A 26,301-nucleotide genomic window follows, 5' to 3' on the forward strand; every position below is an offset into this window, starting at 1 on the left:
AAGAGACTGAATTTGCCCCTGATCCAGATCCTTGCCGCCGTCGCCGCCGGTGCCGGCGAGCCCACTCTCCGGCCCGGACTCGACGCGGACCAGGTTTCGCCCGGCCCGTGGGGCTTCTTCTTCACCTTTGCTCTGGCGGCCGTGGTGGTTGTCCTGGTCTGGGACATGACCCGGCGCATCCGACGGGTCCGCTACCGCTCGCAACTGGATGAAAACGTTAACGCCGGCGCCCAGCAGACTGGTTTCGGATCATCCGGTCAGGCAGGCGCCGCGGGAGGCGGAGCGGAACACCCTGCAGAGGGCGAGGCGCCGGCGGCCGGCGGAATGAACGAGCCCGGCGGCGGATCGGGCCGCCCGGACCGCGGCGACTGACTGTGTCCGGCCGACTGCGCTCCGAGGCCTCGGCCTACCTGCGCCAGCACGCCGGAAACCCCGTTGACTGGTGGCCGTTCGGCGACCAGGCTTTCGAACAGGCACGTCTGCGAGACGTGCCTGTTTTTGTCTCGATAGGCTATGCGGCGTGCCATTGGTGCCACGTGATGGCGGGGGAATCCTTCGAGGACCAGGCCACCGCGGAGTACCTGAACGAGCACTTCATCCCGGTCAAGGTGGACCGGGAAGAACGTCCTGACGTGGACAACGTCTACATGTCCGCCACCCAGCTGATGACCGGACAGGGCGGCTGGCCGATGAGCGTGTTCGCGCTGCCGGACGGCAGGGCCTTTTACGCCGGCACGTACTTCCCGCCGCGGCCGCAGCCGGGCCAGCCGTCGTTCCGTCAGGTGCTGCAAGCCGTGCACGAAGCCTGGGATGGGCGCCGCGAGGCCGTCGAGACCACCGCCGCGTCGGTGGCGCAGGCGCTGGCACAAGCCGGGGAAGCGAACCGCGGGCTGCTGGGCGACCTCTCCATGGGGCCGGGCGGAGGCCCACCGCAGCCGCCCGGCGGTCCTGCGTCGGTGCAGGGGCCGGTACAGGTCCAGACCGGGGCAGCCGGGGGAACGGGGCACCAAGCGGTCCTCGAAGAAGCCGTCGAGGTGCTGTCGGGCCAGGAAGACACAGCCTTTGGCGGTTTTGGCGGCGCGCCCAAATTCCCGCCGTCCTCCGTGCTGCACTTCCTGCTCCGGCATGCCGGAGCGTCCCGGTCCGAATCGGCGCAGCTTGCCGCCGGCCTGTCCGCCCGCACGTTGCTGGCCATGGCCGGGTCGGCGTTGTACGACCAGCTCGAGGGCGGCTTTGCCCGATATGCGGTGGACCGCCGGTGGTCGGTGCCGCACTTCGAAAAAATGCTCTACGACAACGTCCAATTGCTACGGGTCTACGCCCAATGGGCGGTGCAGTCGCCCGCCGGGGCGGAACGGGATCTGGGATGCGCGGTCGCGGCAGGGACCGCAGGGTGGTTGATGGACCGGCTGCAGCTGCCCCACGGCGGAATCGCGTCCTCGCTGGACGCGGACACCATCGTCGACGGCGTTCACCACGAAGGCGCAACCTACTTGTGGTCGCCCGCGGAGCTGCGCGAGGTGCTCGGAACCGGCGACGGCGGCTGGGTGGCGTCGGTGATGAGTGTGGGGGAGCAGGGCAACGTCACCGCCACCCGATCCACGCTGCATCCTGGGCGGCCGTTGGAACCGGACGAACGGCAACGCTGGGAGGCACTGCGTCCCGCGCTGCTAGCAGCCCGGCAGCAGCGGGAGCAGCCGGCACGGGACGAAAAGGTTGTGGCCGGTTGGAATGGGCTGGCGGTGGCAGGACTGGCCGAAGCAGGAGAGCTGTTGGGCCGCCCCGACCTCACCGCTGCCGCCGTGGCCGCTGCCGACTACCTGCTGTCCGTGCATCTCGATGACAGCGGCCGGCTGGCGCGCGTTTCGCACGACGGCGCAGCGCAGCACTTCGAAGGGTTGTTGGAGGACTACGCCGGCTGTGCGGAGGGACTGTTTTCACTGTACGCAGCCACCGGGGGAGGCCGCTGGTACCGTGCCGCGGAAGGGCTGGTGCTGCGGGCGGAGACAGTGTTCCTGAGGGAGGGAACGCTCACCGACCAAGCGGTCCCTGCCGCACAGGTTTCCGCTGCCGCCGGTGCCGTTCCCCCGGCCGACCCGTTGGAGAGCGCCACGCCCAGCGGCACCGGTCTGTTCGCCGGGGTGCTGGCAACCTATGCGGCCTACAGCGGGTCCGTACGGCACCGGGAACTGTCGGGCCGATTGCTCGGTTATCTGAACCGGATCGCCGCCCGCGCACCACGGGCCGCCGGGTGGGGCCTGGCCGCTGCGCAGGCACTCGCGGCGGGTCCGGTCGAGCTGGCGGTCACCGGACAATCCGCGGCGGCCGCGGCCCTGATTGCGGCAGCGCGCGCCAGCGGCAGCCCGGGCATCGTCGTCGCCCATACGGCGGAGGCAGAACAGGAAGGGGCAGCCCCGCTGCTGGCGGATAAGCCGGCCCCGGCGGACGGTGCGCTGGCCTATGTCTGCCGCGGGATGGTGTGCCGCCGCCCGGTGGCCACGGCCGCTGCCCTGCTGGAAGAGCTCGGCGCCACAGGACACTAAGGCGGGGAATGCTCCCGAAAGCCGGCGGCGGCGCGTCAGCCAGCGGAGCCAAGCACCGCGATCATGATGGCGATGTAGTGGCACACAAACGCCACCACGGTGAAGGCGTGGAAGAGTTCGTGGAAACCGAACCAGGTGGCCGAGAAGTTCGGCCGCTTGATCCCGTAAATCACCGCGCCGGCGATGTAGAAAGCGCCGCCCGCGCAGATCAGCACCGCGGCAGGGACGCTGGCAGCGAAGAAGTCGGGCAAGTAGAACAACGCCGCGAGTCCCAGCGCGCAGTAGATGGGAACATAGAGCCACCGCGGGGCGTGCGGCCAGAGCACCCGGAAACCGACGCCGGCGATGGCGCCGGCCCAGATCAGCCAGAGCAGCAGCGTGGCCTTCGCCGGTTCCAGCAGCGCCCAGGCCAGCGGCGTGTAGGTGCCGGCGATGACCAGCATGATGTTGGTATGGTCCAGGCGCTTGAGCAGCAGCTTGACCGGCGGGCTCCAGTTGCCGCGGTGGTAGACGGCGCTGACGCCGAAGAGCAACAGCCCGGTCACCGCATAGACCGCGCAAGCCCATTTTCCGGCCGCGGTGGGCGCGAGCGCGACGAGGACGATCCCGGCAGCCAGAGCCAGGGGAGTGGCGCCGGCATGCAGCCAGCCGCGAAACTTCGGTTTGATATTGAGTGCGTCGGCGACCTGCTCCACGGCCCGTTCGACCGGTCCGTCGGTCGCCTCTGCCCGCGCGGTTGAGCCGACGTTATCGCGCCGATATCCTGACGTCCCGGGCACAGCACGGTGTTCACTCATGCGCATATTCTAGCGGCAGCACCTCTCTTGTTACTCGTCGGTAACTCAAGGTGTGTACGGGAGCGGCCGAGCGGGAGGATAGAATTCGAAGTCGTGAACGGGCGATCAGGAAGGCAGGGTGCTGTGTCTCTTCCCGGCGTCCTCTACCGCCTCTATGAGCGTCGCCTGCAGCGTTCCCTGGTTCCCGGCCGCATCCCGGGCCACATCGGCGTGGTGGTGGATGGCAACCGGCGTTGGGCCAAGCTGGCCGGAGCTCCAACACGGGAAGGACATCAGGCCGGGGCGGACAAGATCCTGGAGTTCCTCGGCTGGTGCGGCGACCTGGGCATCAAAATGGTCACGCTCTACATGCTGTCCACCGACAACATGGGTCGGTCGGAAGACGAATTGCGAGAGTTGCTCGGCGTGATCGGCAATACCCTCGACCGGTTGGGCGAGGGCAAGAATGTGCGTGTCCACCCCGTCGGTGCGTTGGAGACGCTCCCGGCCGACCTCGCCGCCAAACTCCGCAGCTTGGAGGAACAGACCGCTGCGGTGGAGGGGGTCCATGTCAACGTGGCGGTGGGCTATGGCGGACGCCGGGAGATTGTTGACGCAGTCAAAGGTCTGTTGCGCCACGCCGAGGCCGATGGCAAGAGCCTGGCGGAGGTCGCCGGGACACTGACCGTTGACGATATTTCCCGATACCTATACACCAGCGGCCAGCCGGACCCCGACCTGGTCATCAGGACCTCCGGCGAACAGCGGCTCTCCGGCTTCCTGATGTGGCAGAGCGCCTACAGCGAGTATTACTTTTGCGAGGCGTTGTGGCCGGACTTCCGACGCCTCGACTTCCTGCGGGCGTTGCGTGACTATGCCAGCAGGCAACGCCGCTTCGGCGCCTAAGGCGGGCCGCAAGGAATAGGCGGTGCTCCGGCGCCGGTCGGTTCATCCAGAATTCGCCCAAAAGCCTTTGCCCAAGCTATTGTGCTGGCGAATTACATCAGCGTAATTTGGAACCATCAGTCAGCAACCCGCAGATTGATCGGGAGGCCACCAGTTTGATGCGCACAGCGAAAGCTGCATCGGGGGAGGCCGGTTCCGGCCTGGTGGCCTTACCGTCCGCGCCCCGCTTCAGAAAAGTCGGAGCCGTCGTGCTCCGGACGGGAGCCAGCATGACCGCCACTCAGAACCAGCGACTAGCCGACACGACCGGACCCGGGGAGCAGCCCGCAGCTGCCACCGCGTCCGGTCGCGCTGTTTCCGCCGGGGAACCGGAATCAGCCCGTGCGTCGTATGTCCTGGACACCTCCGTGCTGTTGTCCGATCCTCGGGCCCTGCTGCGGTTCGCCGAGCACGAAGTGATCCTGCCGGTGGTGGTGATCACCGAGCTTGAAGGCAAGCGCAACGATCCGGAGCTGGGCTACTTTGCCCGCAAGGCACTGCGGTTGCTGGACGACCTGCGGGTTGAGCACGGCGGCCTGAACCACGCCATCCCGCTTGGCGCGGAGGGCGGCACGCTGCGAGTGGAACTGAACCACATTTCGCCCGACGTGCTGCCGGCCGGGTTCCGCGGCGGGGACAATGACAGCCGGATCCTGGCGGTGGCCAAGAACCTGGCCGACGAGGGCCGCAACGTCACGGTAGTCTCCAAGGACTTGCCGATGCGGGTGAAGGCGTCCGCCATGGGGCTCCAAGCTGATGAGTACCGCAATGAGCTGGTCAAGGATTCGGGCTGGACCGGAGTAGCCGAATTGGATGTGGCCGACGACGACGTCAACACGCTGTACGGGCACGAGCCGGCATTCATCCCGGCGGCAGCGGAGATGCCGGCCAACACCGGGTTGGTGCTGCTGTCCAGCCGGGGGTCGGCGCTCGGCCGAGTCGGCGCGGACAAACAGGTACGTCTGGTCAAGGGCGACCGCGACGTGTTCGGCCTCCACGGGCGTTCCGCTGAGCAAAGGCTGGCGATCGACCTGCTGATGGACCCGGAGGTCGGGATTGTCTCCCTGGGTGGCCGGGCCGGAACCGGGAAGTCCGCGCTGGCGCTCTGCGCCGGACTGGAAGCGGTGTTGGAGCGGCGCGAGCACCGGAAGGTCGTGGTCTTCCGGCCGCTTTATGCCGTCGGCGGCCAGGAGCTGGGGTACCTGCCGGGTTCCGAGTCGGACAAGATGAATCCTTGGGCGCAGGCGGTGTTCGACACCCTCGGTGCGCTGGTCTCCACGGAGGTGGTCGAGGAAGTCATGGACCGCGGCATGCTGGAGGTGCTGCCGCTGACGCACATCCGGGGCCGTTCGCTGCATGACTCATTCGTGATCGTGGACGAAGCGCAGTCCTTGGAGAAGAACGTCCTGCTCACGGTGATGAGCCGGATCGGCCAGAACTCCAAGATAGTCCTGACCCACGATGTGGCGCAGCGGGACAACCTCCGGGTGGGCCGGCACGACGGCATTGCGGCCGTTGTGGAAACGCTCAAGGGACACCCGCTCTTTGGCCACGTGACGCTGACGCGGTCCGAGCGCTCGCCGATCGCGGCACTGGTGACCGAGCTGTTGGAAGGGGCGGAGATCTAAACGGCCTCTGAGTACCCGAGGAAGCGGGCCGCCGGAAGGCGGCCCGCTTCTTTGCAACCCGGCCCAGGGCACCGCCAAACCGTGACGGGGCTAGGCGCCGACGGACGGGAGGGTCACCGCGACCCGGGTTCCTGCAGCCGGGGCGGATTCGATCAGCAAGGTGCCGCCGGCATCGTGCACGGTATCGCGCAGGATGCGGAGGCCGAGATGGCCGTCGCGTTGCGCATCGGCCGGACTAAAACCGTCGCCGTCGTCGACAATTTCCAGTAACACCGCGTCGCCCCAGTCCGTCAGCGACACCCGGACCAATTGGGCGCGGGCATGCTTGGCGGCGTTGGTGACGGCCTCCCGTGCCACGCGGTAAAGCAACGCAGGTTGGACGATGGCCGCCGGGGCGGAGGCATCCATCTCGAGTTGCCAATCCGCCCCGCGCTTCCGGACCAGGTCGCCCAATCCATCAAGAGCCAGCGGCAGGCCCACAGCCGAGAGATCGGGCGGATACAGTGCCACGGTGATCCGGCGCAGACTGCGGATGCTGCCCTGAACAATGTTCTTCGCCAGTGTCTGGAAGTCGTGGTCTGGCTTTGCCTGCTGCTGTTCACGGGCTTCCAGGCTGTAGGCCAGCGCGGCCAGATCCTGGATCACATCGTCATGCAGGGCGCGGGCCAACCTTTGCCGTTCATGATCCGAGGCGGCGATGGATTGCTGGAGCAACCGCCGGCGGTCTTCGCCGTCGTTTTGCAGGCGGCGAGCCATCCGGATAGCCGGAGCAAGCTGGAGCAATTGCAGCAGCGCCAGCGCCACCAGGACGACGGGCAGGATGCCGAGCATCTCGTCCTCCATGCGATTAATCTCGTCCGGCAGGTAGTACAACTCGAAGATGTACTCGCTGCCGCTGCCGCCCGTCGCCTTGACATAGACTTCGACGAATTCACCGAGGTCCGCCTCGAAGATGTTGTCCGGCCGGCCCGGGATGCCCAACACTGAGACGGGAGCTCCGCTCTCCAACTGGGCCTCCAAACGGTCCGGAAAGTCGAACTGCTGGCCGACCAGCGCATCGAGATCCGAATAGAGGATCGTCCCGTCGATATCCCAGATCTTCACCCGGATGACGTGGCCGTCGCGGACCAGCGGGTCGACTTCGTCGTCCAGCTCGCTCACGGCAGCGGCATCACCGGCCAGCATGGCATCCGTCACCTTCGGCGCAAATTCATGCTCAACTATTAGCCTGGTCCGCTCGGCAACATGTGTCAGCGCTTGGTCGACCGCTAAGGAACGGGCAACCACGACCACAGGAACCGCCACAATGACCAACGCCGCCAGCCCGGAGAGCGCAAAGCGCCGCAAGGCCGCCTGCATTTCCGAGCCTTTCCTTCCGCTGCCTTCCGTCCGTGCGACGGGGAGGATCCTGCGCCGGATCCGGGTACTCAGGTCAGCGCTCATGGCCGGCACCCAGCAGTTCCAGCCGTTGTGCCGTGGCGACGGCTTCAAGCTGGGAGTGGGCGCCGAGCTTGGCCAGGATCGACTTCACATAGCCCCGGCAGGTGTGCTGGGAGATGCCCAGCGTCCGCGCATTCGTCCGAACGTCATGGCCGGCGGCCATCAGGGCCAGCACCTGGCGCTCACGTTCGGTCAGCGCCGGGGAACCCGGCGGTTTGGCGGCGTGTGCGCGGCGCTTCTGGCTGAGAATGGCCGGGTAGACCACCATGCTGCCGCTCTTGGCATGCCGGATGGTCTCCAGCAGGGTGGATAGCGACCCGTCTTTGGGCAGAAATCCACACAAACCCGATCCCGCGGCGCGGGCGAGCACATCGGGCGACGGGTTGCCGGTCAGCAGAATGATCCGCGTATCCGGGGCATCCGCCAGGATCTGTTCGGCGGCCTCAAGCCCATCGCCGTCGGGCAAGTGGTAGTCCATGATCACCACATCGGGCCTGGACCGCAGGCACAGGGCAACGGCGTCGTTGACGCCGCCGGCATTGCCGACATTGACTAAGTCCGGTTCCCGGCCCAACGCATCAGACAACAGCTCCGCGAATGTGGTGTGGTCATCCACCACGGCAACGCGGAGTACATGCTCAATCCCCAAAGAGCTCATATTTCCCCAACTCAAGACACGAAGGACTTGACCCCACTAAGAGTATGCATGGACTGTGAAAGGTTGTACATACCTTCACAGTCCATGCATTGTGAGCTCAGCTGGCCATGAGCGCCTTGGTCAGGAAAGTTTTGACGATGTCCCCGGCCGCCACGTAATGCGATTCGACCGGAACGGAGGCCATCCGATGGGCCAACTGCTTGCGGGTGGTTGTTGGCGCCAGCCTTTCGTTGAGTACCAGCAGCGCTGCCAGCACCTCGGAGAGGCCGGACTCCGCCGTGGCGTACAGCAGACGGCCGTACACCTCCTGCAAGGCAGGACCGGGGGAACACCCCAGTTCGTCATTGAACAGACGCCGGCACCGGTCATACGCCTGGAGGCCATCGGCGTGCCGGTCGCATCGCTCCAACCCGATGATGAGGGCTGCCCAAGCGGCTTCATTGAGCGGAGCGGCCGCAACGCAGCGCTGCGCCCAAAGCACCGCTTCATCGGGCCGCCCCAGGGCCAAGGCTGCCTCCGCCGCCATCAGTTGCGCGTGTAAAACCATCTCTGCGTGATCCAGCCGCGCCTCCTCCGCCCAATCCGGAGTGAGCTCATCACCAAGCAACGGCCCGGATGCAAGCGAGAGCGCTTCGGTCAACAACGGATAAGCAGTGGCCGGAGCGGCGAACTCGGCGGCCCGAAGCAGGCGTTGGAACCGGTACAAATCGACGTCGACCAACTCCCGGTCGATCATGTAGCCGCCGTTGGCGGTGCGCAACGGCCCGGACTTTGCACAGCCAGGTTGTAGATTTCGGCGCAGAATGCTGACGTAGCTTTCCAAGGTGGCCAACGCTTCGCCAGGTGCCCGACCGCTCCACAACATGTCGACCAAGCGGTCTTTGGACATCGGCGAGCCGACATTCAATAGCAGGATCTCCAGTACTTGGCGCGGCTTTGGTCCGCCGAGCTTCTCTGCCGTCAGAACTGTATTTCCGCGCGAGATACGCAAATTTCCGATCATTTGGACCGAAACGGGCATGGCCCGTCCACTCAATTGCTCCACGATTCCCCCTCGTTGGATGCACCCCCCCAATGAGTGCACAACCATAGTGTGCTGGCATCGAGTCGACGCGACAGCCCCGAGTGGGGGAGTGCCACACCCCCAATTTGCGGGGGTCTGTCCAGCGCCGGGTTTTCCCAAGGACCCGCGGCGATTCTGTAACCGTGACCCTGAGGCCTGCGGCGCGGCGCACGCAGGCCCTGCGCGGCAGCCGCAGACCGGCCGGGGGCTCACACCGCCGGGCCCTGGCCCTCATCCCCCCAAAGCCAGGGCCCGGTCCGGCACTGGGTCAAAGCTGTCAGGCCGGATAGGGCCGGACCGGCCAGGGAATGTGCTCGCGCACATCGGTGAGGTTCATGCTGACCTCCAGGAACAGGTCATCGAGCATGTACTCATCCACACCCAGGATGGTAAGCGAATGCCCGCGTCCTTGCTGCGGCCCTTCCAAGGAGACAGCGGAAACACAAATGCCCGTGCGCCAGTCGATCCGCACCTGGGTACGGCCTTCCAGCAGCGGGTGGCCGGCGTCGTACGGCCGATAGGTGAGGTTGGGCGAGACGATGGCCTCCAGCGTACGGCGGCCCCCGTGTTCGGTTTCGGTCAGTTCATGGATCTCGACCGGGTTGGCGAAAGGAGCTTCATAGGCCACCGGCGCGCTGCCGGCCAGCTCTACCGGATCCAGCATTGCCGACCAGCGTCCGTTGCCGAAGACCGGTTCTCCGTAAGCGGCCTCGGGCCGGCGGCGGACCAGGTCGATGCCATTGAAGACGGGGGTGACCAGATGTGGCGGCAGCAGCCAGGACTTGCGTGTCGCACTGACATAGAAGCCGTCGCGGGAGTCGTTGATGCCGGTGGTGCTGTACAGCAGCTGGCCGTCGGCCGATTCGACCCGAAGGGCGCCCGGGCGGCGCGTCCAGGCCCGCAGCATCCCGGCTGACGGGTCCCCCTCCGGTGCACCGGGGTTGACGGCGCGCAGTTCGAACCGCAGCGAGTCCCACTTCCACGGAGAGGACCGGCAAAGGCACCTGAAGATTTCCGCATTGCCGGCGGCGTCGCCGGTTGTCAGCACGCTCCCGCCGTTCATATCCACAGTGTAGCCGCCGGGTCACGCTTGCCGGCCCGGCGTGCAGTAGGTTGGGTCCATGGTCGAGGAATTGGTGCTGCTGTGGCCCGACCATACGCTGGCCTTCTGGTTGCTGCTGGCCGCCGGCGGGTATTTGTTGGTCGTCGGGACCGGCCTGAGCTGGATCGACCTTCGCACGCACCGGTTGCCGAACCGCATCGTGTTTCCGGCATACGCCGTCTGCTCGGTGCTGCTGCTCTCTGCCGCGCTTGCCGGCCATGATGGTGGTGTCTTCTGGCGTGTGCTGGCCGGTGGTGCCTTGCTTTGGGCCTTCTACTTCACGGTCCGGTTCGCCTATCCGGCGGGCATGGGCTTCGGCGACGTCAAACTGGCCGGTGTGCTGGGAATGTACCTGGGATATCTGGGTTTTGAGTACCTGCTATGGGGGACGTTCGCCGCGTTCCTGCTCGGCGGGGTGTACGGGCTGTTGCTGGTGCTGCTGCGGCGCGGCACCCTGAGCAGCAACATCCCGTTCGGGCCGTTCATGGTTGCCGGAACATGGGTGGCGCTGCTGATGCCGAGGTAACGACGTAGGCTTGGATGATGCCAACTCCCGACTTCATCCTGCGGCTGCGAGAGAAAATTGGCCACGACCTGCTTTGGTTGCCGGGGGTCACAGCAGTGGTGCTCGACGACCAAAACCGGGTGCTGCTGGGCCGCCGTGCGGACAACGGCCGCTGGACACTGATTACCGGAATTCTTGACCCGGGGGAGCAACCCGCCGTGGGGGTGGTGCGCGAAGTCTTCGAGGAGACCGGCATCGTCGCCGAGGTTGAACAGCTGGCAGAGGCCTACTCGGGCGGTCCGATGGAGTTCGTCAACGGAGACCGGGCCCAATTCCTGACACTGAACTTCCGGTGCCGGTACGTCAGCGGGCACGCCCGGGTCAACGACGACGAGTCGGCCGAGGTCGGCTGGTTCGGACTGGACGAGTTGCCGGAGTTGACCGACTACCATCGGGACAGGCTGGAGGCAGCGCTGCGGGCCACGGGCATCCCGGAGTTTATCCGCTGACGCTACTGGACGTCCGAGTCGGGCGGCGGTAGGACTATCTGCCGGTCTTCATCGACGGATTCAACTCCCTCGATCCCGGCAAGGGCAGCGCGCTGTCCTTCGGGGAGCGAGCCGGTGATCATGCCCAAGGTGGAGAGCACGTTCTCCACGTGCATGCCTCCGGCCGTCAACTGCTCGGCGATCCGACCGGTATCGGAGAGATAGTCATGGCGCACCGTCACGGTGATCTGCATACCACCCATGATATGACTCCGGCGACCCGTCAGGGGAAGAGATTATTGCGGGGCAAGCACCATCCCTGCGCCGACATCGACCGAAAGCAGTGGCAGGCGCTCGGCTTCCTGGACCAAAGTGGCCCACAGTTCCAGGCCCCGCCGGCCGGTAGCCTGCGCCCACAACGCCGCCACGCCGGCAGCATGGGGCGTCGCCATACTTGTTCCGCTGATGGTGTTGTAGCGTTTCGGCATGGGCCATGATGAGTAGACATGGACGCCGGGACCGGCGCAGTCCACCTGCCCACCGCGCAAAGGCAGGCTGCGGGCCGAAAAGAAGGCGATGTCGAGGGCTTGGTCCAGGGCTGCCACTGCCATGATGAACGGACTATTGGCCGGGGAACCCACGAATCCGAATTCGCCTTTCCGCCGGTCCGCATTATTGCCCGCCGCGGCGACGATCAGGGATCCTTGTTCCAGCGCCCGGCTTCCGGCGGCTGTGTAGGGCGGGTGGATTTGCGCCACGTCGGCGCCCAGCGACAAAGAAATCACAGCGCAGCCGTTGCCCACCGCCCAGTCGATCCCTGACAGGATGCCGGCATCGGTGCCGGAACCGGCATTGCTCAGCACCTTTCCGGCAAAGATCTCCGCTTCGTGGGCAACACCGTAGCGGGGACCAGTACCGGGAACTTTCGGGCCGCAGGCGATCCCGATGCAGTGCGTGCCGTGTCCGTGCCCGTCCTGGGGCGGCTCGCCGGTGACGAAGGACGCCTTGGTGATGCCGCGACCGGCAAAATCCGGATGCGAGCCATCGACGCCAGTGTCCAGCACGGCGACCCGCACGCCTTGTCCCGAATAGGGGGAGGAGACGGCCCTCGTCGCCTGCAGCCCCCAAGTGAAGTTGTTGTTGTCGGCGAAATCCGCGGGTGTGGACGCTCCGTCCCGCCCGGTGTGCGGGCCGGCCGCGAGACGTCCGGCCAGGTCAGCCACGCCGTCCCGGTAGCCGGCAACATAGTCGTCGGCCGAACCCAGCACATCGTGGATGAGTTCGGGTGAGACCGACAGGACCCGGTGTTTGTCCGCGGAACTCACTTGGAGCGCACCGATTTGGTCCGGGGCCGCGTCGACGACGGCGATCCCCAGGTTGGCGAACAGGGTTGCCTCCGCGCCGGAGGCCGTGTCCGGGTCCACTCCGCGGGTGCCAAAGTCCCGGCTGTCTGTCACCTGGGTCAGGCCCGCTGCCTCGGCTAGGATTCCGGCACAATCATCGGAGCGGTCGGCGAAGACGACGATAAATCGTCCAGTGGTTTTAGGTTGGTCCGGTAAGGGGTAGTCGGCCGTCCTCAGGGACGGGGTCTGCGAATCGCCAATCATGGAGACCTCCTGGACAGTCCTCGGCATGCCCCGGATGGACCAGGCGGCGGTCGCAGATCCGGCCTCCACCGGCCGCCCAAGGGGCACGTGTGCGCCTCATCCTAATACCAGCCGCCCACAGCACAAGCTGTTTTCAATCGTTTCAGCCCGGTAAGGGCCAAAATAGCAGGAGGGCCCCGTCCTGACGGACGAGGCCCTCCGAAAACCGCACTGCGAGATCGATGCCGGAAGCTTAGTTTCGGGCCTCCGGTTGCGGTTCCGCTGCGGCTCCGGCGGTAGCCGGTGCCTGCTCCGCCAGCTCCGGTTCGCCGCCGGACCCTGGCTCCGATTGGATACTCTGCCGCCGGTCGTGGTGTTCAGCTTCCAGCCGTTCTGCCTCTTCGCCGCCGATCGCTTCGCCGCGGGAGACCATGCCGGCCACGTCGGAGAGCGGTACTTGCTTGAGGAACAGGGCCAGCAGGAAGGCGGCAGCGATGAACGGCACGAGGTACCAAAACACCGGAGCCAGCGAGTCGGCGTACGCGGTCACGATGCCGTCCCGGACAGGCTCCGGCAGAGCTTGCATGGCCTGCGGGTCCAAGGTTGCGGTTGCGTTTCCCGCATCGGCGGCGGAGGCGCCGGCGTCGGTAAAGACCGCCGTCAATTTCCCGGAAAGGTTGTTGGTGAAGATCGTTCCGAAAATCGCCACACCCAGTGCCGCACCGACCTCGCGGAAGTAGTTGTTGGTGCTGGTTGCGGTCCCCACCATGTCAGGCGCTACGGCGTTCTGGACCACGAGCACAACCACCTGCATGATCAGGCCCAAGCCGGCGCCGAAGACAAAGAGATAGGCGCAGATCAGCCAGATCGGCGTATCGGCGGCCAGGGTGGTCAGCGCCAGCAGAGCGGCGGCGGTGGTGACAGAACCCGCAACCGGGAATGCCTTGTACTTGCCGCTCTTGGTGATGGCCAGTCCCGACCAGATCGAAGTGCCCATCATGCCCACCATCATGGGCAGCATCAGCAGCCCGGACGCTGCGGCCGAGGTGCCGGAGGACATCTGCAGGAACGTCGGCACGAAAGCGATCGCCGCAAACATGCCGATGCCCAGTGTGAAGCCGATGGCCGTGGCGTTGACGAAGACCGGGTTGCGGAAGAGCGACAGCGGGATGATGGGGTCGTCGGCACGTGCCTCAACCCGGACGAAGGCTGCGGCGGACAGCAGCAGGCCGATGCCGAATGCCCAGGTTTCCGGGGCGGTCCAGCCGTGTTCGGTGTCGCCGCCGAAATCGGTGAAGAAGATCAGGCAGGTGGTGGCGATGGACAGCAGCACGACACCGGCAAGATCGATCTTCCGGGTGGCTTTCTTGGACGGCAGGGTCAGGGCGAACCAAGCGATGGCGAAGGCGGCCAACCCAATCGGGATGTTGATGTAAAAGGCCCACTGCCACGTCATGTGGTCCACGAAGAAGCCGCCGAGCAGGGGGCCCGCGACGGCGGAGAGTCCGAAGATCGCACCCAGCGGGCCCATGTACTTGCCGCGTTCGTTGGCGGGCACGATGTCGGCAATAATCGCCTGCGAGAGGATCATCAAGCCACCGCCGCCCAAGCCCTGGAAGGCACGGAAGAGGACAAAGCCCCAAAAGTCAGTGGCCAGCGCGCAGCCGATCGAGGCCAAGGTAAACAGCGCGATCGCGATGAGGAAGAGGTTGCGGCGGCCCAGCACGTCACCGAACTTGCCGTAGATCGGCATCACAATGGTGGTGGCCAGCAGGTAGGCGGTGGTGATCCACGCCTGGTGCTCCACCCCGCCGAGCTGGCCCACAATGGTGGGCATCGCGGTGGAGACGATGGTCTGGTCGAGGCTGGCGAGCATCATGCCGGCAATCAGCGCCGAGAAAATAATCCAGATGCGCCTTTGGGTCAGCAGCAGCGGTTCGGAAGCCCGCGCGGCAGTAGTGGTCATGGCAGTGTCCTTCGGGACGGTAGCGGACGGCGGATTGAGGGACCGGGCCACCCGGGCGGCCCGGTGGCGGCGGCTGGTGGTCAGGTGGACGGGGGACCGGTCGCCTGGCCGCCCGCCGCTCGCAGCGGCGCGACGGCGGCCAGCGCCTCGATGGCGGAGGTGAGGATATCGCGGTAGCTGCGCGAGTTATCCGGCGCAAAAAAGACAGTCCCGGCGTATTTGGCCACACTGGCCATCGCGCCGATGGCCAACTGCAGCCTCGGGTCATCAGCCGGCAAGGATTCCCGCTCCGCCAGCATTGCCACGTAGTGCTGCTCTGCGGCGCTGGAACCATTCATGGCTTTCTCCATCAGCCGCGGCTCGGCCGTGATGGCATCCTTCAGGGCAATGACTTCCGCGCGGGTCATGGCCATGGACTCCATCATCCCGACGGCCAGTTCAATGAAGTCCGGCCAGAGGGAAGCGGAGAGGGCGCCGCCCGCCGTGCCCCCGCCGCCGGCCGTGCCCCCGCCGCCGGCGATGAATGCCTCCGCCAGGGCCTCGGGAATGTCATCGCCTGGATGGCCCAGGATGGCATCTTCCTTAGTCGGAAAGTAATTGAAGAAGGTGCGACGGGAGATGCCCGCACGTTCGCAGACCTCCTCGACGGTGAACCCGCTGATGCCGCTGCGTGCGGTCAGCAGCCGGGCCGAGGCGGTGATGGCCGAACGGGTGGCGGCGCGCTTTCGCTCGCGTAAGCCGCCGCCGTCGTTGTTTGCATCATCTCGCACAGAGTGTACTTTTGCACTATCTGAGCGATAGTGCAAAAGCAGTGGCGTGGGCCACAGTTCTCCGGCGGCGGGACGCCGCGGCGTGGGGCGAAACATGCAAAGCGAAGGGCGTCCCGGCCGAAGCCGGAACGCCCTCTGTGGCCCGCGGGGGGAGCCGGTGTTACTTGGCCTGCGGCGGCACCGTCATGGACAGCACGTCCAGGGCGGAATCCAATTGCTCTTCAGTCAGTTCGCCGCGCTCCAGGAAGCCCAAGGCCACGACGGACTCGCGCACGGTCAGGCCTTCCTTGACTGAGTGCTTGGCGATCTTGGCGGCGTTTTCGTAGCCGATGTACTTGTTCAGCGGGGTCACGATCGAGGGGGAGGCTTCGGCCAGGAAGCGGGCCCGCTCCACGTTGGCGGTCAGCCCGTCGATCATCTTGTCCGCCATGACCCGGGAGGTGTTGGCCAGCAGGCGGATGGACTCCAGCAGGTTGGCGGCCATCACCGGGATGCCCACGTTCAGCTCGAAGGCGCCGTTGGTGGAGGAAAGGGCGATGGTGGTGTCATTGCCCACCACCTGGGCCGCCACCATGATGGCTGCCTCGCAGATGACCGGGTTGACCTTGCCCGGCATGATCGAGGAGCCCGGCTGCAGATCCGGGATGGCGATCTCGCCCAGGCCGGTGTTGGGGCCGGAGCCCATCCAGCGCAGGTCGTTGTTGATCTTCATGAACGCGTAGGCGATGTTGCGCAGCTGGCCGGAGGCCTCGATCAGGCCGTCGCGGTTGGCCTGCGCCTCGAAGTGGTTGCGGGCCTCGGTCAGCGGCAGGCCGGTATCGGCCGCCAGCAGCTCGATCACGCGCTGCGGGAAGCCTGCGGGGGTGTTGATGCCGGTGCCGACGGCGGTGCCGCCCAGCGGGACTTCGGCCACGCGCGGCAGCGAGGCTTCAATGCGTTCGATGCCGTAGCGAACCTGTGCGGCGTACCCGCCGAACTCCTGGCCCAGGGTGACCGGGGTGGCGTCCATCAGGTGGGTGCGCCCGGACTTCACCACGTCCTTGAACTCTTCGGCCTTGCGCTCCAGCGAAGCAGCCAGGTAGTCCAGCGCCGGAATCAGCTCGTTGATCAGCGCGGAGGTGGCCGCTACGTGCACCGAGGTCGGGAAGACGTCGTTGGAGGACTGCGAGGCGTTGACGTGGTCGTTCGGGTGGACCGTCTTGTCGCTGCCGGCATCCCTCAGCGCGCGGGTGGCGAGCTCGGCCAGAACCTCGTTGGTGTTCATGTTCGAGGAGGTGCCGGAGCCGGTCTGGAAGACGTCGATCGGGAAGTCGCCGTCGTACTGGCCGGTGGCTACTTGATCGGCGGCGTCGGCGATGGCCTTGGCCAGCTCGCCGTCCAGCACGCCCAGTTCGGCGTTGGCGGTGGCGGCAGCCTTCTTGATCCGGGCCAGGGCCTCGATGTGGGCGCGCTCCAGCGTCTTGCCGGAGATCGGGAAGTTCTCGACGGCGCGCTGGGTCTGCGCACGGTAGAGGGCGTTGACCGGAACCCGGACCTCACCCATGGTGTCGTGTTCGATGCGGTACTCAGCAGAATCAGCAGAAGTCATGGCTCCAAGCTTAGGCCCGCCGTGCCACCGGTTCCGAATCGTGTTGCGCCGCTGACGGCGGTGCGACGGCGGTGCGACGTCGGCGCGTGCCGCCCGGCGGCCGGGCGGCGCCGGGCTAGAGCGCGCCGTGTCCGGCGACCAGGTCGGCGCGGCCGTCGGCCAGCCGGTAGGCCACCCCGACGACGGCCGTGCGGCCGGCGTCGACCGCTTCCGAAATGGCGCGCGAACTGTCCAGCAGTCGTTCGGAGGATTGGCGCACGTTTTCGATCACCATGTCGTTGAGGTCGTCGTTTCCGGCACGCCGGGCAGCCAGCACCGACGGCGTAATCCGCTCCACCAGGTCGCGCAGGCCGCCGCGCGGCATCACGCCGGTGTCGATGGTGTTCTTGGCGGCGGTCACCGCGCCGCAGCTGTCATGGCCCAGGATCACGACCAGCGGGACGTTGAGCACGTCCACGCCGTATTCCAGCGACCCGATCACCGCGTCGCCGAGGACGTGGCCCGCCGTGCGGACCACGAAGGCATCGCCCAGACCCAGATCGAAAATGATCTCGGCCGCCAGCCGCGAGTCGGAACAACCGAAGATGATCGCGAACGGATTCTGTTCGTTGACCAACGAACTCCGCCGGGCGGCGTCCTGGTTGGGATGGACCGACGTGCCGGCAACAAAGCGGGCATTGCCGTCGAGAAGTTTTTGCCAGGCCTGGGCGGGAGTCAGTGAGGTGGGCACGAAGCAACCTTACTGCTTTGCGCCGCCCTGACCGCGCATTCGCGACGCCTGGCGATCGTTAGTTACTTGCTGTCCAGCGCTTTGACGACGGCGGTGGCGAGCACGTCGAATTCGTCCAGCTCGGCAGTGCCGCTGAGAATGACGGTGGATTTGCCGTGCTCCAGCACCAGGCTGCGCTCGCCCTGGCCGGCATCGCGCAGTTCCCAGCTGGCGCCGGCCTTGCGGTCGCCGGTGACCGGTGCGTTATTGGTGACCTGGCCAATCCAGGTGGGATTCGCCTTGTCGGTCTGGATTAAACCGATGTACTGCTCGCCGGGGGTGAGATAGCCGACTTCCCATGCCGGTACCTGGGCCGTGCCCCCGGTGTTCCAGCGGGCGTAGTTGGATGTCCAGCCATCCGGAAGATCCACGGCGAGCGGGAGGTAGCCGGCGGTGGATTCGGCCTGGAGCGCGACGCCGGGGACGTCAATATTACGTTTGTAGACATCGGGCTTGCTGCCCGGGTTCAGGAACATCACCGGCAGCAGCACGGCCAGTGTGAGACCCACGGCCAGCAACATGCCGACAACCGGTGCTTTCGCCCGGTTGGCCTGCTTGGCCGTCAGCACGGGCTTGGCGGGCAGTTCAGCCGATCCAGCCGATTCGGTCGATTCCTCGGGGCGCACTTCACTCACGCTTCCATGATCTCAGATTGCCGCCTTCCGTGCGCACACGGGCGGCCCTTCCGTGGCCGGCGCTGACCCCAGCGCGCTGAATCCCCGGGTGCTGACGACTATGATCGAAAGCAATGGAAGATGTCCGCCCCGCAGATTCATCCACCACGGCACCACAGCCGGTGTTGTCTGAAGAGCTACTCGAAGATGAGGTCGAAGTGTCCCACGAAGCCCAGGCTGATCCCTTTTCCAACTTCCCGCCGTCGATGCGTGTCGGTGACAACGAGCCGGACCGCAACCTGGCCCTGGAACTGGTGCGCGTCACCGAAGCCGCGGCGATCGCCGGCGGCCACTGGGTGGGCTACGGAGACAAGAACGGCGCCGACGGCGCGGCCGTGGACGCCATGCGGGCGTTCCTGTCCACCGTCAGCTTCAACGGCGTGGTGGTGATCGGCGAGGGCGAAAAGGACGAAGCCCCGATGCTGTTCAACGGCGAAAAGGTCGGCGACGGCACCGGCGCCGAATGCGACGTCGCCGTGGACCCGATCGACGGCACCCGGCTGACGGCGCTGGGCATCAACAACGCGCTGTCCGTACTGGCCGTCTCCGAGCGCGGCACCATGTTCGATCCTTCGGCCGTTTTCTACATGGAGAAGCTGGTCACCGGCCCCGAAGCGGCCGACCTGGTGGACCTGCGCCTGCCCATCAAACAGAACCTGCACCTGATCGCCAAGGCCAAGAACAAGAAGATCAACCAGATCAACGTGATGATCCTGGACCGCGACCGGCACAAGCCGTACGTGGAGGAGATCCGCGCCGCCGGTGCGCGCACCAAGTTCATCATGGACGGTGACGTTGCCGGCGGCATCGCAGCCGCCCGTGAAGGCACCGACGTCGACGTCCTGATGGGCATCGGCGGCACCCCGGAGGGCATCGTCACGGCCTGCGCCATCAAGTCGTTGGGCGGGGTGATCCAGGGCCGGCTCTGGCCCACCAGCGACGAGGAAAAGCAGAAGGCCATTGACGCCGGCCACGATCTGGACCGCGTGTTGACCACCGATGACCTTGTCACCAGCGACAACTGCTTCTTTGTAGCCACCGGCATCACCGACGGCGATCTGCTGCGCGGCGTCCGGTACAAGAACCACAAGGTCCTGACCCAGTCGATCGTGATGCGCTCGAAGTCCGGCACCATCCGGTTTGTCGAGGGCGAGCACCAGGAATACAAGTGGGACCGCTTCGAGCGGAAGCTCTAGCGGACCGCCTCGGCGCAGCGCGGAGGCTCTCAGCACAACGAAAACCCCGCACCGGCCCAGGCCGGTGCGGGGTTTTTGCGGCTTCCCTGCCGGTATGGCTGACGGGGAAAGCGTGTGCCGGCTCAGCGCGGCAGCTTGGCCCGCAGCTTCCGAAGCGACGGCACGACGGCGTTGCCCGCCTTCTGCACCGCCGGCAGCACGGCGGTGCGCGCCTTGTGCACCGCGGGTCCGGCCGCCTCGCGGGCCCGCCGGGTGAGCAGGTAGGCCCGGTACATCAGCTGGTTGACCGGCAGGTCCCAGCTGCCCGGGTAGCTGACCTCGTAGCCGCCGAAGGATCGTTTGAACCGCGAGAACCCGGCCCATTGATGGTCGGGCTCGTCTTCTGGGCTGACGCCCCACATGTCGAAGCGCTCGATGCCGGAGGCGCGGGCATCCATCATCATGGTGACCACCAGCGGAATCCCTGCATTGAGCTTGCGGTGGGCATCGTCGGCAGCGGCGTGCGCGTAGACCCGGGTGGACTCCGTGTCGTAGGAGAGCGCTGCCGCGATCGGCTTGCCGTCCAAGCGTGCGGTGAAGATTTTGGCGGCACCGGCCGGTACCAGGTTCCGGGCAGCCTGGCGCAGGTAGTCATCGGACTGGGCCTTGAACTCTGCGCGCTCGGAGACGTCGTGCAGGAATCCCAGCAGGATGCCGATGTCTTCGGGGTCGGAGGAGACGTCGAAGGTGACGCCTTTCTTGTGGATGTTGCGGTAGAGGTTCCGGCTGGTGCTGCGCATACCGGCCAGCAACTCCTCTTCAGGCTGCTTGAGGTCCAGCATCCAGGTCAGCTTCGGCTGGACATCCACCGGGGCCTTGACCAGGCCCAGCGACTGCAACGCCGCCTGCGGCCGTTGCCCGAGGTCGGTGCCCACCGGTTCGATCCGCACGTAGTGGGCGTGCTGCTCGGCAGCTAGGGAACGCAGGGCGGCCAGGGCGCGGACCAAAGCCGCGTGGTCTGCGGCCGCGGGGCCGTAGGGGACGTACAGGAAGCGCCCCAGCGGCGTCTTTTCCATGATGGCCAAATAGGCCCATCCGTCTCCGCTGCGTTCAAAGACCTCTTTGCCCAGGCTCCGTTGGAAGCGGGCCCACGGCTCGGACTGGAGGATCGAAGCGGTCAAAGTGTTGCTCCCGTTCGTTGTTCGTCGAATTCATGTGTGCTGCCCGAAGTGGTGACCGCAAACAGCACGGCGCCGGCTCCGGATCCGCCGGCCGGATGGACGTTCACCGGCTGTTCGGCGGCGGGAATGAAGGCGGCCTCGCCGCGGCGGATCGTCAGGTCTGATCTCGGGGAGTCCAGCAGCACGCTTCCGGAGACCGCCAGTACGATGGCGGGACCGTGCTGAGCCAGCGGAACTGGGCTGCCGCCGTCGGACAATTCAATGCGCTGGAGCTGGAATTCGGCAAATGGCGGGCAATACAGTTCCTGGCCGGCATCGGTGGTGGTCCGTTCCACGAACGGTGGGGTGATGGGGCGGAAGTCGGTGATTTTCACCAGCTCCGGCACGTTGATGTACTTGGGCGTGAGGCCGCCGCGCAGCACGTTGTCCGAGGTGGCCATGACCTCCACGCCGAGGCCCTGCAGGTAGGCGTGGATGTTCCCGGCCGGCAGGCACAGCGCCTGGCCGGGGGAGAGGGTGACCAGGTTGAGCAGCAGCGAGATCAAGGCACCTGGATCGCCCGGATAGAGTTCTGCCAGACGCGCGGCCGCTGCGTATTCGTTGCCCAGGCTTCCAGCCGGCGCAGCCGCCAGTACGCGGGCCGTGTCCACGGCCAGCCCGGTGGAACGGTCCCCGCCGTCGACCAAGGCCACGAAGGCGCCGCGCAGGGCCGCTTCCTCGTCGGCGGTGTCCAGCAGCTGCAGCACTTCGTCCAGCAAGCCTAGGCTGGCGCCGGCCTCCGCCAGCTTCGGCCGAAGGCCGGCCAGCAGCCGGGCCGCGTCGCGCGGGGGACGGAAACCACACAGCGCCTGGAAATCGCTGAGCGCAAAGATCATCTCCGGCTTGTGGTTGTCGTCCCGGTAGCTGCGCTGTGCGTCGTTGAAGGAGATGCCGGCCGCGTTCTCCGCGGCGAATCCGGACTTTGCCTGCTCCAGTGTGGGGTGGACCTGGAGCGAGAGGGCCGAATCAGCCGCCAGAACCTTGGTCAGGAACGGCAGGGTGGCGCCAAACAGGCCCAGCACCGGTTCGCCGAGCGTGGCGCCCGGATTCTCCTTGATGAATTCGTCCAGCGGCCGGTCGCCGTCGGCCAGCTGCACCGTGGAGGGGGAGTCGGGATGTGCGCCGATCCAGAGTTCGGCCTCCGGCCCGCCGGAGGGTTCGCGTCCGAACAGCTCGGCGATGGCCGTCGTCGAACCCCACGCGTAGGGGCGCAATACATTGGTCAACCGGTACATCTTGAAGCCTCTTCCTGGTCCGTGTGTGAAAAATGATCCTGCCAGAACACCCGCCCGGCCCGGTCAGCCAGAACGGTCAGTCGTCCCGGCAGGACCCGGCCTCACCGGAACGCCAGGATCAGGGGAGCGAGCACTTGCCGTTGTCGGCCAGCAGGGAGCCGATCGTAGCGGTGTCGCCAATCTCGGCCAGCTGCTGGAGATACTCCTCGGTGATCTGGGGATCCGCTGCCTCCGGTGTGTCCGCCGGTTCCGGCGTGGACTTCTTCGGCTGTTTGGCACCTCCGCCGGAGGATTTTCCGTCGCCGGAGCCGCCGCCGTCGTTCTTGGAGGCCTTCTTGTCAGTCTCCGTTTCCTGGGTGAACAACTGTTGAACCCGCGGGTGGATCTTGGAGAAGTCCGGGTAGGTGACGAAGTTGTCCGCCGCCGTACCGAAGTCCGGCGGGCCAATGGTCAGCCGGTCCGTCTTCTGGTCCTTGGCCTTGAGCGCCAGCGAGACGAAACTGCCCAGCTGGGAACTGGGGATGTCCGTTTCCACGACCTGCTCGCCGGCCTCGGCCAGCTGCTGGAAACGGGTCAGCACGGTGGCCGGGTCCAGCTGGTTGACCATGGCCGACATCACGCACTGCTGGCGCTGGACGCGGTCGTAGTCGGTGGCGAACTCGCGGGAGCGGGCGTACCAGAGCGCGTGGAAGCCGTCGAGCTTCTGAACGCCCGGGGCGATCCAGCCCTTTGGCGGGTAGTGCTGATTGGTTCCCGGAATGGTCTTGTTGGAGATCGGCACCCAGCCGCCGGCGTCAACGGTAATGCCGCCCATCGCGTCCACCAGGGCCTCGAAGCCACCCATGTCCACCAGCGCGTAGGCCTGGATGTCGATGCCCAGGATGCCGCTGACGGCGTCCTTCATGGCTTCCGCACCGGGATTTTTGGCGTCCGGGTAGCGGTCGGCATGGTTTTGCTCCACGTCCACGTACAGGGCGTTGATGATGCACTCGTCGCCGCAGTCGAAGCCCTCGGGGTAGACCTCGTGCATGGGGGAGTCGGCCGGGAACGGTGCGTTTTGGAAGTTCCGCGGGATGCCGAACATGACGGTGTGTCCGGTCTCCGCGTTCACGCTGACCACCTGGATGCTGTCCGGGCGCAGTCCGACACGTCCCGCGCCGGCGTCGCCGCCCATCAGCAAGAAGTTGTAGCGGCCGTCGACCGGGTCGAACGCCGGCCGGGTCTCGAAGATGTTGCCGAAGGCGTTGCGGCTGACGTTGAGCAGATAGGCGGCGTAGCCCAAGCTGCCGCTGGTCACCACCATCAGGACGGCCAATGCCACCGCCACCGCGGGCTTGGCGCCCGGGGCCAGCAGGTTGGGCCTGATGATGCGCAACGTGTTCAGGAACAGGAAAGCCCAGAACAGCGCCAGCGCGGCCAGCACCACCACCAGCACCAGCGAACTCCAGCGGCCGGTGGCGAGATTCACCAGCAGCGGCCAGTCCACCAGGGCCACGACGCCCGCTGCCAGGATGGCCGCCCAGACCAGGAGTGTCACTGCCAGTGCGCGCCGACCCAGCGCTCGGTCCCCGGCCACCAGTTGCGCGCTGCCCGGGATAAGCAAGGTCAGCAGCAGCAGGACGAAGGCGCGTTTGGTCCGCACGGGCGCCGAGGCATGCTGCGGGTAACGGACCGGATCCGTTATTCCGCGGGCCGACGCGCCGGACGGCCGGGTGGTCGGCTGGGGACTCACCGGCTAGGCCCCGCCGGAGCCGGCGACACGCTCGCGCAGGGCGGCTCCCTTGTCATAGGCGGCCTGCCGCAGGCCGGAGGCGAACTCCAGCAGGGCGGGCTGCAGTTGTTCGGCCAGCGCATCGCCGCCGGCGGCCAGCATTCGCACGGCCAGCAGCCCTGCATTGCGGGCTCCGCCGACGGACACGGTTGCCACCGGAACGCCGGCGGGCATCTGCACGATGGAGAGCAGGGAGTCCATGCCGTCCAGATACTTCAGCGGCACCGGTACGCCGATCACCGGAAGCGGCGTCACCGAGGCGAGCATGCCGGGTAGGTGCGCGGCACCGCCAGCGCCGGCGATGATGATGCGCAGGCCGCGGGTATGTGCTTCCCTGCCGTAGCTGATCATGTCTTCCGGCATCCGATGCGCCGAGACGACGTCCGCCTCGTACGGGATGCCGAATTCCTCCAGTGCCTGGGCGGCTGCTTCCATCACGGGCCAGTCGGAATCCGAACCCATCACGACGCCGACTATCGGCTGTTGGCTCATGGCTTGCCTTCCTGGGGATCCCCACCATCTCGGATGATCGAGGCAACGCGGTCCGCGCGCCTTCGCAAATCCTCCACCTGGGACGCGTCCCGGCCCACCACGTTAACATGGCCGATCTTGCGGCCCGGGCGGACCGACTTGCCGTAGCCATGGACCTTGACGGCAGGCTCGGCCGCCAGCGCGCGCGGGTAGGCCGAGAACAAATCCGTATTCGCGCCACCCAGGTAGTTCTTCATCACGACGACGCCGCCGAGCACCCCGGTGTCGCCCAGCGGCAGGTCCAAGACCGCCCGCAGATGCTGCTCGAACTGGCTGGTGACCGAGCCGTCCTGGGTCCAATGACCGGTGTTGTGCGGGCGCATGGCCAGTTCGTTGATCACGAAGCCGGCACCGCGGCCGGGCGTGGCGAACAATTCGGCGGCCATGACGCCGGTGACGCCGAGCTCGTCGGCCAGTTGTAGCGCGGCCTGCTGGGCAGCCTCGGCGACTTCGTCCGGCAGATCCAGCGCCGGGGCGATGACTTCGTCGCAGACCCCGTCCACTTGAATCGTGTGGACCACCGGCCAGGCCCGGGCCTCGCCGGACGGTGTCCTGGCCACCAGCGCCGAGAGCTCCCGGCTGAAGTCGACCTTCTCTTCGACCAGCAGCGCGCCGCCGGTAAACCAGTCCGCTGCGTCGGCGGCCGCGGCGGCATCCTGGATGATCCGCACGCCTTTGCCGTCGTAACCTCCCCGCGGCGTCTTGAGTACCACCGGCCAGCCGGTCTGCGCACCGAAAGCCACGAGCTCATCGACGGTGGAGACAGAATCCCAGGCTGGGTTCGGCAGCCCAAGCTTGTCCACCACCTCACGCATGACCAGCTTGTCCTGCGCATGGATCAGCGCGTCAGGATGCGGCTGCACGTTCACGCCCTCGGCAATCAGGGCCTGCAGGTGTTCAGTCGGGACGTGCTCGTGGTCGAACGTCAGCACGTCCAAGCCTTGGGCGAAGTCGCGCAGTGCCTGCAGGTCCCGGTAGTCGCCGACCGGCGCCTTGGCGACGGCGGAGACCGCCGAGACATCGTCGGCTTCGGCCAGAACCCGCAGTTCAAAGCCGAGTTCTACTGCACAGGGGGCCATCATTCGGGCGAGTTGGCCGCCGCCCACTACACCGATTACTGGAAAACTCACCTTGTCAGGTTACCGAACCGGCTCTGGCAGAACTGCATTGCACACACCCGCGCCGGGATGTCCTAGGAAACGTCCAGTCTGGGGCAATACAATGATGCGTTGGCCGGCACGATTCCGGCGCCAGAATGAAAGGGCCCCTCCTTCGATCATGAATCGAACTATTTCCGAGCGCATCAGCGGCCTAGTCTCCCTTTTTTGGCGGGAAGTAGCGAAGTTCGGCACCGTCGGCGGGATCGCCTTCATCCTGGACAACGGCGTGTACTGGTGGCTGATCAACGGGCCGATGGACGACAGCGTGGTGAAGGCGCGGTTTGTTTCCGCTTCCGTCGCGACGCTGTTTTCCTGGGTGGCCAATCGCTACTGGACCTTCCGCCACCGCCGCCAGGCGAACGCGCTGCGCGAGCTCGTGTTGTTCATCGTGATCAACGTCATCGGCATGGTCATTTCGGCAGGCTGCGTATGGATCGCCCGGTACCCGCTGGAGATCACCGAACCCACCATGCTGCTGTTCGCCGGCATCTTCGGCACCGTCCTTGCTACTGTCATGCGGTTCTTCGCCTACCGCTTCCTGGTGTTCAACGCGGAGTTGGACGCCGAGCCGGAGTTCGCCGATGACCGGGAAATCTTCGAAAGCCACCATGGCCAGCACGTGGCGACCAAGCTGCCGGCGGAGGCTCCAGAGGTTGACGGACCGCAGGCATCCGGCACCCCCAGGAGCTAGGTGGCACGGGCCTAGCC

At 66.3% G+C, this 26,301-nt stretch carries 25 protein-coding genes; 8 read left to right on the forward strand and 17 right to left on the reverse strand.

What is annotated here, in order from left to right; all coding sequences use genetic code 11:
• Positions 1-12 precede the first annotated feature (12 nt).
• Both AB0N75_RS06705 and AB0N75_RS06710 read left to right on the forward strand, forming a co-directional pair.
• On the forward strand, positions 13-372 hold the full coding sequence (locus AB0N75_RS06705; RefSeq protein ID WP_364646924.1) for a hypothetical protein: 360 nt from the start codon (positions 13-15) through the stop codon (positions 370-372).
• Between the two features lie 2 nt (positions 373-374).
• Positions 375-2,543, forward strand: a complete 2,169-nt coding sequence (locus AB0N75_RS06710; RefSeq protein ID WP_364646927.1) for a thioredoxin domain-containing protein — start codon at positions 375-377, stop codon at positions 2,541-2,543.
• A 35-nt stretch (positions 2,544-2,578) separates the two neighbouring features.
• Here AB0N75_RS06710 and AB0N75_RS06715 read toward each other — a convergent pair whose 3' ends face one another.
• Positions 2,579-3,340, reverse strand: coding sequence for a hemolysin III family protein (locus AB0N75_RS06715; protein ID WP_364646930.1), 762 nt, complete (start codon positions 3,338-3,340; stop codon positions 2,579-2,581).
• A 123-nt stretch (positions 3,341-3,463) separates the two neighbouring features.
• On the opposite strand from AB0N75_RS06715, the gene AB0N75_RS06720 reads away from it, so the two are divergent.
• Positions 3,464-4,225, forward strand: coding sequence for an isoprenyl transferase (locus tag AB0N75_RS06720; RefSeq protein WP_364646933.1), 762 nt, complete (start codon positions 3,464-3,466; stop codon positions 4,223-4,225).
• 269 nt (positions 4,226-4,494) lie between these two features.
• A complete protein-coding gene (locus tag AB0N75_RS06725) occupies positions 4,495-5,892 on the forward strand; it encodes a PhoH family protein (protein ID WP_364646935.1) in 1,398 nt (465 codons plus the stop codon).
• 90 nt (positions 5,893-5,982) lie between these two features.
• Here the strand turns inward: AB0N75_RS06725 and AB0N75_RS06730 are convergent, their stop codons facing one another.
• The 4 genes from AB0N75_RS06730 to AB0N75_RS06745 all read right to left on the reverse strand — a co-directional run bounded on the left by AB0N75_RS06730 (position 5,983) and on the right by AB0N75_RS06745 (position 10,116).
• Positions 5,983-7,251: an ATP-binding protein gene (locus tag AB0N75_RS06730; RefSeq protein WP_364646938.1), complete on the reverse strand. Its 1,269-nt coding sequence runs from the start codon at positions 7,249-7,251 to the stop codon at positions 5,983-5,985.
• Between the two features lie 73 nt (positions 7,252-7,324).
• Positions 7,325-7,990, reverse strand: a complete 666-nt coding sequence (locus tag AB0N75_RS06735) for a response regulator transcription factor (protein ID WP_364646941.1) — start codon at positions 7,988-7,990, stop codon at positions 7,325-7,327.
• 97 nt (positions 7,991-8,087) lie between these two features.
• Entirely contained in the window at positions 8,088-9,035 is a 948-nt protein-coding gene (locus tag AB0N75_RS06740; RefSeq protein WP_364646944.1) for a BTAD domain-containing putative transcriptional regulator, read from the reverse strand.
• 295 nt (positions 9,036-9,330) lie between these two features.
• Complete coding sequence (locus tag AB0N75_RS06745; protein ID WP_364646947.1) at positions 9,331-10,116, reverse strand: hypothetical protein; 786 nt, start codon at positions 10,114-10,116, stop codon at positions 9,331-9,333.
• A gap of 58 nt (positions 10,117-10,174) precedes the next feature.
• Between AB0N75_RS06745 and AB0N75_RS06750 the strand changes: the two genes are divergently transcribed.
• Together AB0N75_RS06750 and AB0N75_RS06755 are read left to right on the forward strand one after the other, a co-directional pair.
• Positions 10,175-10,681 carry an A24 family peptidase gene (locus tag AB0N75_RS06750; RefSeq protein WP_364646950.1) on the forward strand — a complete coding sequence of 169 codons (507 nt, stop codon included), beginning with the start codon at positions 10,175-10,177 and terminating at the stop codon, positions 10,679-10,681.
• 17 nt (positions 10,682-10,698) lie between these two features.
• A complete protein-coding gene (locus tag AB0N75_RS06755) occupies positions 10,699-11,169 on the forward strand; it encodes an NUDIX domain-containing protein (RefSeq protein ID WP_364646953.1) in 471 nt (156 codons plus the stop codon).
• A gap of 2 nt (positions 11,170-11,171) precedes the next feature.
• Here AB0N75_RS06755 and AB0N75_RS06760 read toward each other — a convergent pair whose 3' ends face one another.
• From AB0N75_RS06760 to AB0N75_RS06790, 7 genes are all read right to left on the reverse strand, one after another.
• The gene (locus AB0N75_RS06760) at positions 11,172-11,402 is read right to left on the reverse strand and encodes a hypothetical protein (protein ID WP_364646956.1); all 231 of its coding nucleotides are present in this window, start codon (positions 11,400-11,402) and stop codon (positions 11,172-11,174) included.
• 42 nt (positions 11,403-11,444) lie between these two features.
• Complete coding sequence (locus AB0N75_RS06765; protein ID WP_364646959.1) at positions 11,445-12,755, reverse strand: S8 family serine peptidase; 1,311 nt, start codon at positions 12,753-12,755, stop codon at positions 11,445-11,447.
• Positions 12,756-12,987: 232 nt separating this feature from the next.
• On the reverse strand, positions 12,988-14,700 hold the full coding sequence (locus AB0N75_RS06770; RefSeq protein ID WP_364646962.1) for an MDR family MFS transporter: 1,713 nt from the start codon (positions 14,698-14,700) through the stop codon (positions 12,988-12,990).
• Positions 14,701-14,780: 80 nt separating this feature from the next.
• The gene (locus tag AB0N75_RS06775) at positions 14,781-15,470 is read right to left on the reverse strand and encodes a TetR family transcriptional regulator (protein WP_364646965.1); all 690 of its coding nucleotides are present in this window, start codon (positions 15,468-15,470) and stop codon (positions 14,781-14,783) included.
• A 160-nt stretch (positions 15,471-15,630) separates the two neighbouring features.
• Complete coding sequence (locus tag AB0N75_RS06780; protein WP_364646968.1) at positions 15,631-17,058, reverse strand: class II fumarate hydratase; 1,428 nt, start codon at positions 17,056-17,058, stop codon at positions 15,631-15,633.
• A gap of 115 nt (positions 17,059-17,173) precedes the next feature.
• Positions 17,174-17,788, reverse strand: coding sequence for a carbonic anhydrase (locus AB0N75_RS06785; RefSeq protein ID WP_364646971.1), 615 nt, complete (start codon positions 17,786-17,788; stop codon positions 17,174-17,176).
• A 62-nt stretch (positions 17,789-17,850) separates the two neighbouring features.
• On the reverse strand, positions 17,851-18,462 hold the full coding sequence (locus AB0N75_RS06790) for a DUF4245 domain-containing protein (protein WP_364646973.1): 612 nt from the start codon (positions 18,460-18,462) through the stop codon (positions 17,851-17,853).
• A gap of 245 nt (positions 18,463-18,707) precedes the next feature.
• Between AB0N75_RS06790 and glpX the strand changes: the two genes are divergently transcribed.
• Positions 18,708-19,697, forward strand: a complete 990-nt coding sequence (gene glpX / locus AB0N75_RS06795; RefSeq protein ID WP_136784558.1) for a class II fructose-bisphosphatase — start codon at positions 18,708-18,710, stop codon at positions 19,695-19,697.
• A gap of 122 nt (positions 19,698-19,819) precedes the next feature.
• Here glpX and AB0N75_RS06800 read toward each other — a convergent pair whose 3' ends face one another.
• From AB0N75_RS06800 to AB0N75_RS06820, 5 genes are all read right to left on the reverse strand, one after another.
• On the reverse strand, positions 19,820-20,857 hold the full coding sequence (locus tag AB0N75_RS06800; protein ID WP_364646976.1) for a peptidoglycan bridge formation glycyltransferase FemA/FemB family protein: 1,038 nt from the start codon (positions 20,855-20,857) through the stop codon (positions 19,820-19,822).
• On the reverse strand, positions 20,854-22,131 hold the full coding sequence (gene manA, locus AB0N75_RS06805) for a mannose-6-phosphate isomerase, class I (protein WP_364646979.1): 1,278 nt from the start codon (positions 22,129-22,131) through the stop codon (positions 20,854-20,856). Before manA ends, AB0N75_RS06800 begins: the two co-directional genes overlap by 4 nt.
• Positions 22,132-22,249: 118 nt before the next feature.
• Positions 22,250-23,773 carry an LCP family protein gene (locus AB0N75_RS06810; protein WP_364646982.1) on the reverse strand — a complete coding sequence of 508 codons (1,524 nt, stop codon included), beginning with the start codon at positions 23,771-23,773 and terminating at the stop codon, positions 22,250-22,252.
• Positions 23,774-23,866: 93 nt separating this feature from the next.
• Positions 23,867-24,394: a 5-(carboxyamino)imidazole ribonucleotide mutase gene (gene purE / locus AB0N75_RS06815; protein ID WP_364646985.1), complete on the reverse strand. Its 528-nt coding sequence runs from the start codon at positions 24,392-24,394 to the stop codon at positions 23,867-23,869.
• Positions 24,391-25,515 carry a 5-(carboxyamino)imidazole ribonucleotide synthase gene (locus tag AB0N75_RS06820; RefSeq protein ID WP_364647059.1) on the reverse strand — a complete coding sequence of 375 codons (1,125 nt, stop codon included), beginning with the start codon at positions 25,513-25,515 and terminating at the stop codon, positions 24,391-24,393. The genes purE and AB0N75_RS06820 overlap by 4 nt, the downstream gene beginning before the upstream one ends.
• A gap of 196 nt (positions 25,516-25,711) precedes the next feature.
• Here AB0N75_RS06820 and AB0N75_RS06825 point away from each other — a divergent pair, with 196 nt between their 5' ends.
• A complete protein-coding gene (locus tag AB0N75_RS06825; RefSeq protein WP_364646988.1) occupies positions 25,712-26,284 on the forward strand; it encodes a GtrA family protein in 573 nt (190 codons plus the stop codon).
• Positions 26,285-26,301 lie beyond the last annotated feature (17 nt).

It is taken from the genome of Arthrobacter sp. NPDC089319 (genome assembly GCF_040684925.1).
GTDB lineage: Bacteria > Actinomycetota > Actinomycetes > Actinomycetales > Micrococcaceae > Crystallibacter.